Below are 13,068 nucleotides of genomic sequence, written 5' to 3' on the forward strand. Positions count from 1 at the left end.
TCAAACTCCAGGAAGGCGACGGATCGGGTGGGGGGCGCCGGGCTCCGTCGGGCCGACGAATTCGGGGAACGGGCCGAACATCGGAACAGCGGCCGCCGGCGCGGCGACCTCCGTCCCGGGTTCGGGCCTGGGTTCGGTTTCGGGCGCGGTCTCCGCCGCCACGGGTTCGGCAGCCGCATCCGGGACGGACGCCGCTGGCGGCGAGACGACGGGCGCGTGGGCTCGTCTGGGGCGGGCGGCGGCGAGCTTTCGCTTCAGCCGTCGTACCGTATAGCGAACGCGCAGCCACAGCAGCGGCCATTGCACCCGCGGCAGGAGCGAGACGGCGAGCAAGGTCGCCAGTCCGCAGCAAAGCCCGATCAGGCCGGAAAGCCCGACGGGCAGGCCGAACCAGCCGGTCGGGCCCAATACGGTCGGCGTCACCGTGCTCATGCCGAGATAGGCGCTGGAAAATTCGGGCGCGAAACGGGCGAGAAGCACGTTGGCGACTGTCAGCCACAGCCCGACCGCGATGGCCGCGAAAGTCGCGGCCGGGGTCGTGGCGGGCAGGCGCCAGCCGAGCAGCAGCACCGGCGCGAGGCTGGCGGCCGCGATCGACAAAGACAGGCCGGCCAGCATGGCGACACTGCCGATCGACAGGCGGTTGAGGCCGAGGATCGCCAGCCCGAGGAGGATCATGCCGAGGCGGGTGATGAAGATCCGCCGTCCGGCCGGCGCCCGGCGCTCGATGAACCCGCCATAGAGGTCGTGGCCCAGCGTCGTCGCGGCGGTCGCCAGCGCCATGGCGATGGTGATCAGCGCGGCCGATATGAGCCCGCCGATCAGCAGCACGGCCGGCATGGCGGAAAGACCGACGCGATCAGGGAAGCTGACGACGAGGCCGAGCGGATCGCTCGCGGCGTCGATGCCGGCGAGGCGGCCATAGACGGCATAGCTCGGCGCCGCCAGCAGGATGATGGCCGCGAAGGCGACGCCCCAAAGCACATGCCGGCGGGCCGGAGGTCGTCTGGCGGTTGTCCAGGCCGGGAAGAGCAGGGTCGGCATCACTGCGACGCCGGCCACCAGCGACACCGAAAAGGCGAGGATGACGACATCAGGGATCCGCGTGGCGGTTGTCAGCGTGTCGGGTTCGACCAGGCCGATCCAGGGCATGGGCAGCCAGGTCTCGCCGAGCGACACCGCCGCCACGGGCACCAGATAGGAGAGCGCCACCACCGGGCCGAGCACGGCGGCGAGCGCGATAGCCGCGCGCAGGCCGCCGGCGATACAGGCGATGGCCGCAAGGCACAGAATGATGTCTTCGGCGAGCCGCGGCGAGAGGCCGAGCATGCGCGCCGCGACGGTGCCGGCCAGCGTCGTCTCGGCGGCGAGCAGCGGCAGCAGCGTCAGCAGGACGGCGACGGCCGCGATGGTGCGCGTCGGCGCGCCGAACCGCAGGCCGATCGCTTCCGCCAGCGTTGTGGTCTGCGCCGATCGCATGGCGGGCGCGACGACCAGGCTCGCGAGCGCAAGGCCGACGACGAAGGCGGCGATCAGGACCACGCCGCGTCCGCCGCCCAACGCGGTCGCGACAGGGCTTGCGACCAGCACCACGGTGGAAAGAGCCGCGCCGCCCAGCGCCCAGCCCATGCTGGAAGACTGGATGTTGCCGCCACGTAGGATGTCGTTGAAATCGAGCGACCGCATGGCGATCGCGACGGCGGCGGCGATCGCCAGCGGCACGAGCGGAAACAGCGCCGGCAGCACCGGCCATGCGCCGAAGCGGTCGAGGGCATCGACCAGTCCGAGGCTCGCCAGCACGACGACCATCGCCACGGTCGCCATTGTTCCCAGACGCACTTCTCCGACCACGCCAGCCTCTCTGTCCAATCCGGAGCGGATCGGACAGGACCCCGCCGGCCTTGTCAATGCGGCCGGGCGCTGGATGGAGATCGTCAGGGACGGATCAGGCGGGCGGCGGCGCGCTCGAACGTCTGGATGCCGCGCTTGAATCCCATCAGCGGTTGCGCGATCTCGGCGACCGCATAGGCGGAGTCGGTCGCATCCATGATGACGAAATCGGCGGCCTTGCCGATGTCGATGCCGTAATCGGCGCAGCGCATCAACCGGGCCGCGCTCGCCGTCACCATGTCGAGGCAGCAGAGCATCTCCGCCTTGCGGCCGAGCTGCGCGACATTGGCGTAGAGATTGGCGATGCGGTTCAGCGAGCCGTCGCCAAAGGGCGTGAACGGGTTCAGGACGTTGTTGGTGGCGAGCGAGCAGGTGACGCCGAGCTCGGCCAGCCGATGCGCCGGGGCGACGCCGCGCGGTACGTTGTGATCCTGTTTTCGCCCCATCAGGAACAGATCGGTCGCCGGCAACACGGTGACGGCGATGCCGACCGCCGCGAGCCGGTTGCCGATGGCGGTCAGCGCGTCTGGCGGCAGGGCGGAAAGCTTGGTCACATGGCCAACGGCGACGCGGCCTGCCCAGCCCGTCCGCTCCGTGGCGGCAATGACCGCGTCGAGATGCATCCAGCTCGGGTCGAGGTCGAAATCAAGGTGGAAGTCGATATCGAGATCGAAGCGGCCGGCGATCGCGAAGATCCGGTCGACATGGGCAACCGGATCGCTGTCGGTATAGGGGCAGCCGCCGATCAGCTCGGCGCCGGCTTCGCAGGCTTCGACAAGCAGTTCCTCCGTGCCGGGATCGTTCAGCAGCCCTTCCTGCGGAAAGACGCAGAGTTCGAGATCGACCGCCCAGGCATAATCGCGCTGCAGGCGCTTCAGCGCCTGGAACGAGCGCAGGCCGATGCGCGGGTCGATCTCGACATGGGTGCGGATGCGCATCGTGCCCTGCAGGATCGCCTTCACCAGCGTCGCCTCGGCGCGGGCATAGACGTCGTCTTCGCTGAAGTCGCGCTTCAGCCGCGCCACTTCGGCGATCGCCTCCGAGAGCGCTCCCTCCGCCGTGCAGCGATCGAGGATGCAGGACTTGTCGAGATGGATGTGGCTGTCGACGAAGCCGGGCAGGACCAGCCGGCCCTGCGCATCCTCGCTCCGCAGGGCCGGGCCGAGGCGGGCCCCGATCGCCGCGATCCTGCCTTCGAGAACGCCGATATCGACGGGTTCCGGACCGCGTTCGGGCAGGCGGGCGTTGCGCAGGACGAGATCGAAGGGCATGCAAATTCCGGGCTGGGATGCGCCGCAGCCAGGCGGGACGTTCAAGCGGGCTGCGGGATATCCGAAGCAATTTTCACGCCATGGCGCAGCGCGATCCCAGAGACTTCTGGCCTGCGTCCTGCATCTCTTTACTTCGGGATTCCAAGGCGGGCATGGCATTCCCCTGGCCATCACTTGGGCGCCGCCGTTGTCGGACGGTCGCGGCAGGTATATTCCCTAGCGTAACCGCAAGATGCCGGAAGAATGGAACGGCACGGCTAGACTTGGGATTCCTCGCTCATGCCTCCCTGTCGGGAAGCGGGCATAAAGTCTCTACGTCTTGGAAACCGGGGAGGGAAGACGATGGCGTCGACGACGGCTGGAAAGTTGTCTCTCGGGGCGTTGACCGCCATGGTCGTCGGCTCGATGGTCGGGGCGGGTATCTTCAACCTGCCGGGGCGCTTCGGCGCGGCCACCGGGCCGTTCGGCGCGATCATCGCCTGGGCCATCGCGGGCACCGGCATGTACATGTTGGCGCGGGTGTTCCAGGCCCTGGCCGAGAAGCGGCCCGATATTGATTCCGGCGTGTTTGCTTATGCCAAGGCAGGCTTTGGCGATTATATGGGCTTCCTGTCGGCTTTCGGCTATTGGCTCGGCAGCTGCCTCGGCAACGTCTTCTACTGGGTGCTGATCGGCTCGACCCTGGGCCGCTTCTTTCCGGAAATCTTCGGCGACGGCAGTTCGCCGACAGCGATCATCGTGTCGCTCGCCGGCATCTGGCTGTTCCATTTCATGATACTGCGCGGCGTCGAGCAGGCGGCATTCATCAACACGGTCGTGACCGTCGCCAAGATCGTGCCGATCCTTGTCGCGATCCTCGCCTTCCTGTTTGCCTTCAACTACCACCAGTTCGCGGAGAATTTCTTCGGCGGTGTCGGCATGCCGGAGAAGACGCTGGTCGCCCAGGTGCGCGACACCATGCTGATCACCGTGTTCGTCTTCCTCGGCATCGAAGGCGCCAGCGTCTACTCGCGCTTCGCCAAGACCCGCGCCGATGTCGGCACCGCGACGATCCTGGGCTTTGTCGGCGTGACCGGCCTGATGGTGGCCATCACCTTGCTGCCCTATGCCACCCAGCCGCGCGCCGCGATCGCCGGCGTCAGCAACCCGTCCCTGGCCGGGGCGCTGGAGCTGGTGGTCGGCCATTGGGGCGCGGTGTTCATTTCGATCGGCGTCCTGATCTCGGTGCTGGGCGCCTATCTCGCCTGGTCGCTGATCTGCGCCGAGGTGCTGTTCGCCGCGGCCAAATCGAAGGACATGCCAAAACTCTTCGCCGCCCAGAACGGCAACCGCGTTCCCGCTAACGCGCTGTGGCTGACCAACATCGTCGTGTCGCTGTTCGTCATCTCGACCTACTGGTCGCGCGACGCCTTCAACTTCATGCTCGACATGACCAGCGTCACGGCGCTGCTGCCCTATCTGCTGGTGGCAGGCTATGGCGTGCTGCTGGCGCGCCGCGGCGAAGGCTATGAGACCACCCCGGAGGAGCGCCGCCGCGACCAGATCTTCGCCTGGATCGCCGTCTTCTACACGCTGGTCATGTTCGTGGCCGCGGGCCTCAAATATGTGCTGCTCGTCGCCGTCCTCTTCGTGCCCGGCACCATTCTCTACGTCTGGGCCCGCCGCGAGCAGAACGCGCGGCTGTTCACCTCCACTGAGCTCATCGTCTTCGCCGTCACCCTGGTTGCCGGCCTGATCGGCGCCTACGGCCTGCTGAGCGGCACCATCACACCCTGAATGGAAAGGCAGTCACATCATGGCGAATGAAACCCCGTTCGGTGTCCACTCGGAAGTCGGCCAGCTTCGCAAGGTGCTGGTCTGCGCCCCGGGCCGCGCACATCAGCGCCTGACGCCCAGCAATTGCGACGACCTGCTGTTCGACGATGTGCTGTGGGTCGACAATGCCAAGCGCGACCACTTCGACTTCATGACCAAGATGCGCGATCGCGGCGTCGAGGTTCTGGAGATGCACAATCTGCTCGCCGAGACGGTCGCGATTCCCGAAGCCAAGAAATGGATCCTCGACAACCAGGTCGTGCCGAACCAGGTCGGTCTCGGCCTCGTCGACGAGGTGCGCTCCTATCTCGAAGGACTGGCGCCGCGCGCGTTGGCCGAGACGCTGATCGGCGGGCTATCGACCGAGGAATTCCCGGAGACGCTGGGCGGCGAGATGATGGCGCTCGTGCGCGACGCGGCCGGCGCCAATGAATATCTCCTGCCGCCGCTGCCGAACACGCTCTATACCCGTGACACCAGCTGCTGGATCTATGGCGGCGTGACGCTGAACGCGCTCTATTGGCCGGCGCGGCACGAGGAGCCGATCCTCACCACCGCCATCTACAAATTCCATCCGGACTTCGCCGGCAAGGTGAATGTGTGGTGGGGCGATCCGACCGAGGACCACGGCCTCGCCACCTTCGAGGGCGGCGACGTCATGCCGATCGGCAAGGGCAATGTGCTGATCGGCATGAGCGAGCGCACCTCGCGCCAGGCGATCAGCCAGGTCGCGCAGGCCCTCTTCGACAAGGGCGCCGCCGAGCGTGTCATCGTCGCCGCCATGCCGAAGCTGCGTGCGGCCATGCATCTCGATACCGTCTTCACCTTCGCCGACCGCGATTGCGTGCTGCTGTATCCCGATATCGTCAATGGCATCGAGGCCTTTTCGTATCGGCCGGATGGCAAGGGCGGCCTCGAGCTTTCCAAGGACAAGGGTACCTTCGTCGAGACGGTGCGGGACTCTCTCGGGCTGAAGAAAATGCGCGTGGTCGAGACCGGCGGGAACGCCTATATGCGCGAGCGCACGCAATGGGATTCCGGCGCCAACCTCGTCTGCGCCTCGCCCGGCGTTGTCTTTGCCTATGACCGCAACACCTACACCAATACGCTGCTGCGCAAGGAAGGCATCGAGGTCGTCACCATCACCGGCGCCGAACTCGGCCGCGGCCGGGGCGGCGGCCATTGCATGACCTGCCCGATCATCCGCGACGCGGTCGACTACTAGGCAGGACTATCGGCCACGACACACACTCTGTCCCGGCGGGCCGGCGCACTGCGATCCGTGGTTGCGTCGGTCTTGATTGTCGCTCATTGAAGATGGACCGCCCGCATGGCCGCGCTGCCATGCGGACGTCATCTCGATGCTGCCTTTCTCGGAGACATCCCGCTCCATGACCCGCCGGTTTCTGCGCTATCTAAAGCGCGCAACGGTCATCCTTGTCGTGATCGCGCTGACGCTGCTCGCCGCCCGGGTCGTCGATGTGCTGCGCGGCCCGCCGTTGCAGCTCTGGCACAAACACGCGCCGCATGAACTGTCGGTGAAGCAATTGGATGGGGCCACCTGGGAGGATTATCTCAAGGCAGAGCAGGCGGCGTTCGAGGACGTTCGCACCCATGTGACGGACAAGCTGAAGCCGGCCCAGCAGCTCCGGGCCAATCGCTATTTCGACGGCAGCCCGCTCTATCCGCCCCACTTCCAGACGGACTGGAACCGGTCCTTCATATTGACCCCGGAGGGTCCGCCAGTCGGCGTGGTGGTGCTGCTGCACGGATTGACCGATTCCCCCTACAGCCTCCGCCATATCGCGAAGCTCTACCGGGATAGGGGCTTCGTCGCGGTCGGCTTGCGCGTACCCGGGCACGGAACGGTTCCGGCCGGGCTGACGACCGTTCATTGGGAACAGTGGCTGGCGGCAACCCGACTCGCGGTGCGCGAGGCGCGGCGACTGGCCGGCGGTGAGAAGCCGCTGCATCTCGTTGGCTATTCGAATGGCGGCGCGCTGGCACTGCTCTATGCGCTGGATGCGCTCGACAATCCGGCCCTTGCCCGGCCGGACCAACTGGTGCTGTTCTCGCCGATGGTCGGTGTCACGCGCTTCGCCCGCTTCGCCGGCCTCGCCGGTCTCCCGTCCATCTTCCCTGCCTTCGCCAAGACGGCCTGGCTGGGTCTGATGCCGGAATTCAATCCGTTCAAATACAATTCGTTTCCCGTCAACGCGGCTCGCCAGTCCTATGAGTTGACCGCGGCCCTGCAGGATCGGATCACCCGGCTCGCTCGCGACAACCGGCTCGCCGATCTGGCGCCGGTGTTGACTTTCCAGTCGATCGTCGATTTTACCGTCAGCGCGCCCGCCGTCGTGTCCATGCTCTATGGGAATCTGCCCGAGAACGGCAGCGAGCTGGTCTTGTTCGACATCAATCGAAACGCCGATCTCGGGCCGCTGCTGAGCCCGGCCGCCGAGACGGCGGTCGAGCGTATCTTGCCGGCGGCGCCGCGCCGCTACCGGATGGACGTGATCACCAACGCGGCGCCGGATGGCGATCTGGTCGAGGCGCGGGTGATGGAGCCCGGCCAGACGGAGCAGCAGAAGCAGGCGCTCAATCTCGTCTATCCCCCTGACATCTACTCGCTGTCGCATGTCGCGTTGCCGTTTCCCGTCGAGGACGGGCTCTACGGGACGAATCCCGACTCTGCGGATGATTTTGGCATCCATCTCGGGGACATCGCCTCGCGCGGCGAACGCGGGACGTTGATCGTCGGCCTGGATACGCTGATGCGGATTTCCTCGAATCCGTTCTTTCCCTACGTGGTCGAGCGGATCGAGGCTCTGATGCCGCCGAGGCCGGATCAAGGAACCGTGTCGCCGCCGTAGCGGCGAACACGGGCCGATCGTCTCACTCCGGCGATCGGCCCGGGATAGTGCGCTGTCAGCGCAGAAAGAAGCCGATCACGAAGGCGTTGGCGATGTCGATGAAGAACGCCGAGACCAGCGGCAGGATGATGAAGGCCATCGGCGCCGCGCCATGCACCTTGGTGACGGCCGTCATGTTGGCGATCGCCGTCGGCGTGGCGCCGAGGCTGATGCCGCTGAAGCCGGCCGAAAGAACCGCCGCTTCGTAATTCCCGCCCATGGCCGGGAAGACGACGAACAGCATGTAGAGCACGGCGGCGATCGTCTGGATGCCGAGCACGAGCACCAGCGACGGGCCGAGGTCGCCCAGCGTCCAGAGCTGCATGCTCATCAGCGACATGGCCAGGAAGATGTTCAGCGACAGGTCGGAAATCAGCGCCAGCGCGCGGGTTCGCGTCGGCCAGGCGACTTGAGGCAGCACGCGCGGAATGGTGTTGGTCAGGACGATTGCCACCAGCAGGCAGGCGACGAAGAGCGGCAGGCGGATGCCGAGCTCGGTGAAGATCTCGTCCAGCGTGAAGCCGATCAGCACCGCGACGTTCAGCACCAGGATGGTGCGCAGCAGGCTGATGTGGCTGATCTCGTCCTTGCCGGGTTGCTCTGCGCTCTTCGGCAGGCCGACCATCGGCTTGCTGCCGGTGGGGCCGCTCAGGTGGTAACGGGCGATCAGCAGCTTGGCGACGGGGCCGCCGACAAGGCTGGCGACGACGAGGCCCAGCGTGGCCGCGGCGATGCCGACTTCCATCGCATTCTGCAGGCCGAACTGCTTGGCGATCATCGGCGCCCAGGCGATCGTCGTGCCGTGGCCCCCGATCAGCGAGGCCGAGCCAAGCAGCACGGTGATGCCGTCCGGAAGGCCCAGCAGCGCGACGCTGCCGGCGGCGATCAGGTTCTGGATGACCAGGAAGATCAGCGTCAGCGCCAGCAGCACCAGCAGCGGCTTGCCGCCGGAGAGCAGGTCGTCCAGCCGGGCGTTGAGGCCGATCCCGGTGAAGAAATAGAGCAGCAGCATGTCGCGCGCCGCGAGATCGAAGGCGATGCTGGTGTCGAAAACCCGATAGGCGATCAGCGTGGCAAGCGCTGCCAGCAGGCCGCCGGTCACCGCCTCCGGTATGTTCCAGCGCCGCAGCGGTGCGATCCAGCGATTGAGGCCCGTGCCGACGAAGAAGACGACGATCGCGATCGTCAGGCTCAGGAATCCGGGAACTGCTACGGTCGTCACGTCAGTCTGTACCTGTTCTGCCGAGCCTCCGCGGGCCCCCGGGTCGATCTTTGACGGGTATCAGAAGGATCCGAAAGCGGAGCCGAGCAGAATCACTGCCGCCAGAGCGATTAATGCACCGACGATACCAACCATGACGATATCGAAATAGCTTTTGCCATGCGTCGAGCCGCAGACGGCGAGCAGGGTCACCACGGCGCCGTTATGCGGCAGGCTGTCGAGCGTGCCGGCGCCGATCACGGCGACCCGGTGCAGCAGGGCCGGGTCGATGCCCTGTTCGGCGGCGAGCTTCATGTAGGTGCCGCCCAGCGCGTCGAGTGCAATGGTGAGGCCGCCGGAAGCCGAGCCGGTCAGCGCCGATAGGATGTTGGTGGCGATCGCCAGCGAGACCAGTGGGCCGCCATCGATCGAAAGCACCCAGTCGCGGACCAGCTCGAAGGCAGGCACGGCGGCGACGACGGCGCCGAAGCCGACCAGGCTGGCGACGCTGAAGGCCGGCAGAACCGAGGCATTCGCGCCCGCGTCGATGGTGGCACGCAGGGTCGGCAGGCGACGGCCGCTGACCGCGAGCAGCGTCAGGATGGCGGCGGTCAGCGCCACGATCACCGACCAGACGCCACCGACCGCGGTGATCGAGGTGGAGCCCCAGACCGGTTCGGCGAGATAGGCCGTGTCGAGGCGGGGCAGCACGACGAAACTCATGACGAGGTTGACGACGATCACCACCACCAGCGGGAGGGCGGCGATCCAGATCGGCGGCGCGCTCGGGCTCGGAACGCCATGGTGGATCTCGGCCGGATCGAACTCATGCGCGACGGTCGCCCGCTCGCGGATTAGCGCCTCGTCCATCACCGGTTCCGGCATGTCGCCAAAACCCTCGCCCGCGCGGCGGGCCCGGGCCTCGGCGCGCGAGAGCCACCAGAGGCCGAAGGCGAGCATGATCGCCGAGGCGATGATGCCGAGGCCGGGGGCGGCGAAGGGCGTCGTGCCGAAGAACGGCATCGGGATGGCGTTCTGGATCGCCGGCGTGCCGGGCAGGGCGGACATGGTGAAGGTCGAGGTGCCGAGCGCGATGGCGGCCGGCATCAGGCGACGCGGAATGGCGGCGCGCCGGAACAGCGCGATCGCCATGGGCGCCAGCACGAAGAAGGCGACGAACAGGCTGACGCCGCCATAGGTGACGAGCGCGCCGGCCAATACGACCGCGAGGATCGCCCGCCGCTCGCCGAGCCTTTCGACCATGGTGTTGGCGATCGCCGTGACGGAGCCGCTGTCTTCCATCAGCTTGCCGAAAAGGGCGCCGAGCAGGAAGATCGGGAAGAACTGCGCCAGAAACTGTGCGGCGCTCGCCATGAAGGTCTGTGTCCAGTGCGCCAGCAGCGGCTCGCCGGAAAAGAGCGCCGCGATCAAGGCGGCGATCGGCGCCAGCAGCAGGATGCTCCAGCCCCGGAACGCCAGCCAGATCAGCAGGCCGAGGCCGAGAAGGATGCCGAGCAGCCCCATCGCTCAGCACTCCCCGAGCAGCACATCGAGATCGGCGGTCGAGCGCTGGCCGAGATCGTCGCCATGCTCGTCGAGAAAGGCGCTGGCTGCGCGATGTCCTTCGGCGCGCAGCATCGACAGGAACGCCCATTCGGCATTCAGCTTCGACGAGGCGCTGAGATCGACCATCATCTCGGTCATGATCCGGTGCGTCCGCATGCCGGCCCAGCGCGCGCCTTCGCCATTGCCGGGATCGGCAACCTGGCGCAGCAGGGCGATCATGCGCAGTTCCTTCATCAGCGGCGAGTTGAACGAGATCTCGTTGAGGCGGTTCATGATCTCCGGCGCCGTCTTGGGCGTTTCCAGCCTTTCGCGCGGATTGATCTGCACCAAGATGGTGTCGCTGGCATCGCTTTCGCGCACCAGCGGCGTGATCGTCGGGTTGCCGGCATAGCCGCCGTCCCAATAGGGGACGCCGTCGATCTCTACGGCCTGGAACATGGTCGGCAGGCACGCCGAGGCGAGCAGCACGTCGGCAGTGATCTCGGGATTGCGGAAGATGCGGCCGCGCCCGGTATGGACATTGGTGGCGGTAATGAACAGGCGGACGGGCGAGCGGGCCAGCCGCTCGAAGTCGATGCTCTCGACGAGCAGGTCCTGCAGCGGGTTCTTGCCGCTCGGGTTCAGATCATAAGGCGAGAAGACGCGGGACATCAGGTCGACGGCGACATAGGCGGGCGAATGGTCGAGCGACCAGCGGCCGAGCAGCACGTCGATCGGACTGCGCTGGAACGGGCTGAAGCGCGCCGACTTCGAAACGGCGCGCCAGAAGGCTTCGAGCGCGGCTTTCGCGCCTTCGGCGCCCCCGGCGGCATAGCCATCCGCCAGCACCGCGGCGTTCATCGCACCCGCCGACGTCCCGGAAATGCCGTCGATCTTCAGCGAGGGTTCCTCGAGCAGGCGCTCCAGCACGCCCCAGGTGAAGGCGCCGTGCGAACCGCCACCCTGCAGCGCGAGGTCGACCGGGAGCGGGGCGGAAGCGGAGCGCTTCGGGCTTTTCGGTGCACGGGACATCGGGCCTCGCCGAGACAGGTGGACAAGCGAATCGCGGAAGCGACCACAAGCCATTCCCTAAGGGTAATGCTGCACTGCGATATTGATCCATATCATTTGTCACACGCAACTTGTATTGATAGGAAATGGCCAAGCTGGCGGCGTGTTTCCGCTTGGATCGGAGTCGACGGGTGCGATGAAGAATGTTCCCGAACCGCAGTCGGCTGTTCCCGTGGAAGCGCCTGTCACGCGGATCGAACCGATCGATTTCAGCACCCGGTCCGTCCCTGTCCGTAACCAGTTCGAGGCGTGGCGTTCCTTGATGTCGCCGGTCATCGATCTCGATCTTGCCGGCGACCGCGACGGCGGATTCGACGCCGAACAGCGCGTCTGGGATGTCGGCGGCTTTGCGCTGACGCGGGCCCGCCTGCCGGCCGACGGGCAGACGCGCGTCTGGCAGCACGTCCGGAAGAACCCGCTCGACCATTGGTGCTTCGTACTGGTGAATGACGGCACGGGACCGTCCTTGCCGGGAAGTCCGGCCGAGCCCCGGCAGCTCTTCTTCCGTTCGCTGGGCAGGCCCTTCGACGGCGCTGCGAAGGATACCAGCGTTTTGACGCTTTATGCGCCGCGCGAATTGTTCGGCGGCAATCTGGGCGGCATCGACCATGCGATCGACACGGTGGCGGATCGGGGGATCGGCGCCCTGCTTGCCGACTATTTCCTCAGTCTTGAAAAGCGATTGCCCGATGTGGCGGTCGAGGATCTTCCCAACGTGGTCGAGGCGACGCGCGCCATGATCGCCGCCTGCGTCCGCCCGTCCCTGGACCGGATCGAGATCGCCCAGGACGCGATCGTCGCCACCTTGATGGAGCGGGCGCGGGTGATCGTCGGGCAGAACCTGCGCTCGGTCACCTTTGGGCCGGACAAGCTCGGCCAGGCGCTCGGCGTGTCGCGTTCCAGGCTCTATCGGATGTTCGAGCCCTTCGGCGGCGTGGCTCGCTATGTCCATCGGCAGCGCCTGTTGGCCGCCCATGCAGCCCTGTCCGATCCCGCCAACAAGACCCCGATCATCCAGATCGCCGAGGGCTTGGGCTTCAGCGATGCCTCCGGATTCAGCCGCGCCTTCAAGCAGGAGTTCGGCCACAGCCCCAGCGAGGCGCGCCTTGCAGCCGCCGTCGGCGCGCCGATTGCGTCCGCCATCCGGCGCATGAGCGGCGTCGGCGATGTCAGCACGGATTTCGGAGAGCTGCTCCGGCGGCTCCGCGCCTGAGTCATTTGCCTCGGGCGGGGTGAACCGCTCGCTCTGTTGCACCGCATCCATCGGGATGGTGTTTGGGATGCGCGGCACAGGGTCGGGACGCCGGGCTCATGCCTTTGGCGGTCGGAGCCGCTAGGTTCCGCCGCGTGTGTCTGGCTGCGA

At 66.7% G+C, this 13,068-nt stretch carries 9 protein-coding genes; 4 read left to right on the forward strand and 5 right to left on the reverse strand.

Annotation, left to right across the window (positions count from 1 at the left end):
- A complete protein-coding gene (locus ABIE08_RS14005; protein WP_354551942.1) occupies positions 1 to 1,851 on the reverse strand; it encodes a sodium:solute symporter family transporter in 1,851 nt (616 codons plus the stop codon).
- Between the two features lie 83 nt (positions 1,852 to 1,934).
- Positions 1,935 to 3,161: an amidohydrolase family protein gene (locus ABIE08_RS14010; RefSeq protein WP_354551944.1), complete on the reverse strand. Its 1,227-nt coding sequence runs from the start codon at positions 3,159 to 3,161 to the stop codon at positions 1,935 to 1,937.
- A gap of 342 nt (positions 3,162 to 3,503) precedes the next feature.
- Between ABIE08_RS14010 and ABIE08_RS14015 the strand changes: the two genes are divergently transcribed.
- The 3 genes from ABIE08_RS14015 (at position 3,504) to ABIE08_RS14025 (ending at position 7,849) form a co-directional block, all read left to right on the forward strand.
- Positions 3,504 to 4,937, forward strand: a complete 1,434-nt coding sequence (locus ABIE08_RS14015; protein ID WP_354551946.1) for a basic amino acid/polyamine antiporter — start codon at positions 3,504 to 3,506, stop codon at positions 4,935 to 4,937.
- Between the two features lie 19 nt (positions 4,938 to 4,956).
- Positions 4,957 to 6,201 (forward strand): arginine deiminase, encoded by a 1,245-nt coding sequence (gene arcA / locus ABIE08_RS14020; RefSeq protein WP_354551948.1) that lies wholly within the window; start codon positions 4,957 to 4,959, stop codon positions 6,199 to 6,201.
- Between the two features lie 166 nt (positions 6,202 to 6,367).
- Positions 6,368 to 7,849 (forward strand): alpha/beta hydrolase, encoded by a 1,482-nt coding sequence (locus tag ABIE08_RS14025; RefSeq protein ID WP_354551949.1) that lies wholly within the window; start codon positions 6,368 to 6,370, stop codon positions 7,847 to 7,849.
- Between the two features lie 55 nt (positions 7,850 to 7,904).
- Here the strand turns inward: ABIE08_RS14025 and gltS are convergent, their stop codons facing one another.
- Genes gltS through ABIE08_RS14040 form a run of 3 tightly spaced genes read right to left on the reverse strand, consistent with a single transcriptional unit; the run spans position 7,905 to position 11,666 of the window.
- Positions 7,905 to 9,110 carry a sodium/glutamate symporter gene (gene gltS / locus ABIE08_RS14030; RefSeq protein ID WP_354551951.1) on the reverse strand — a complete coding sequence of 402 codons (1,206 nt, stop codon included), beginning with the start codon at positions 9,108 to 9,110 and terminating at the stop codon, positions 7,905 to 7,907.
- 60 nt (positions 9,111 to 9,170) lie between these two features.
- The gene (locus ABIE08_RS14035; RefSeq protein ID WP_354551953.1) at positions 9,171 to 10,613 is read right to left on the reverse strand and encodes a GntP family permease; all 1,443 of its coding nucleotides are present in this window, start codon (positions 10,611 to 10,613) and stop codon (positions 9,171 to 9,173) included.
- A gap of 3 nt (positions 10,614 to 10,616) precedes the next feature.
- Positions 10,617 to 11,666, reverse strand: coding sequence for a patatin-like phospholipase family protein (locus tag ABIE08_RS14040; RefSeq protein WP_354551954.1), 1,050 nt, complete (start codon positions 11,664 to 11,666; stop codon positions 10,617 to 10,619).
- Positions 11,667 to 11,841: 175 nt separating this feature from the next.
- Between ABIE08_RS14040 and ABIE08_RS14045 the strand changes: the two genes are divergently transcribed.
- The gene (locus tag ABIE08_RS14045) at positions 11,842 to 12,918 is read left to right on the forward strand and encodes a helix-turn-helix domain-containing protein (protein ID WP_354551956.1); all 1,077 of its coding nucleotides are present in this window, start codon (positions 11,842 to 11,844) and stop codon (positions 12,916 to 12,918) included.
- Positions 12,919 to 13,068 lie beyond the last annotated feature (150 nt).

Origin of the sequence: Kaistia defluvii, from assembly GCF_040548815.1 — a bacterium.
Classification (GTDB): domain Bacteria; phylum Pseudomonadota; class Alphaproteobacteria; order Rhizobiales; family Kaistiaceae; genus Kaistia; species Kaistia defluvii_A.

Bases quoted from the DNA above. Each gene is read 5' to 3' on its own strand.
- ABIE08_RS14040 (WP_354551954.1), bottom strand. From the start codon at position 11,666: ATGTCCCGTGCACCGAAAAGCCCGAAGCGCTCCGCTTCCGCCCCGCTC.
- ABIE08_RS14015 (WP_354551946.1), top strand. From the start codon at position 3,504: ATGGCGTCGACGACGGCTGGAAAGTTGTCTCTCGGGGCGTTGACCGCC.
- ABIE08_RS14035 (WP_354551953.1), bottom strand. From the start codon at position 10,613: ATGGGGCTGCTCGGCATCCTTCTCGGCCTCGGCCTGCTGATCTGGCTG.
- ABIE08_RS14025 (WP_354551949.1), top strand. From the start codon at position 6,368: ATGACCCGCCGGTTTCTGCGCTATCTAAAGCGCGCAACGGTCATCCTT.
- arcA (WP_354551948.1), top strand. From the start codon at position 4,957: ATGGCGAATGAAACCCCGTTCGGTGTCCACTCGGAAGTCGGCCAGCTT.
- ABIE08_RS14010 (WP_354551944.1), bottom strand. From the start codon at position 3,161: ATGCCCTTCGATCTCGTCCTGCGCAACGCCCGCCTGCCCGAACGCGGT.
- ABIE08_RS14045 (WP_354551956.1), top strand. From the start codon at position 11,842: ATGAAGAATGTTCCCGAACCGCAGTCGGCTGTTCCCGTGGAAGCGCCT.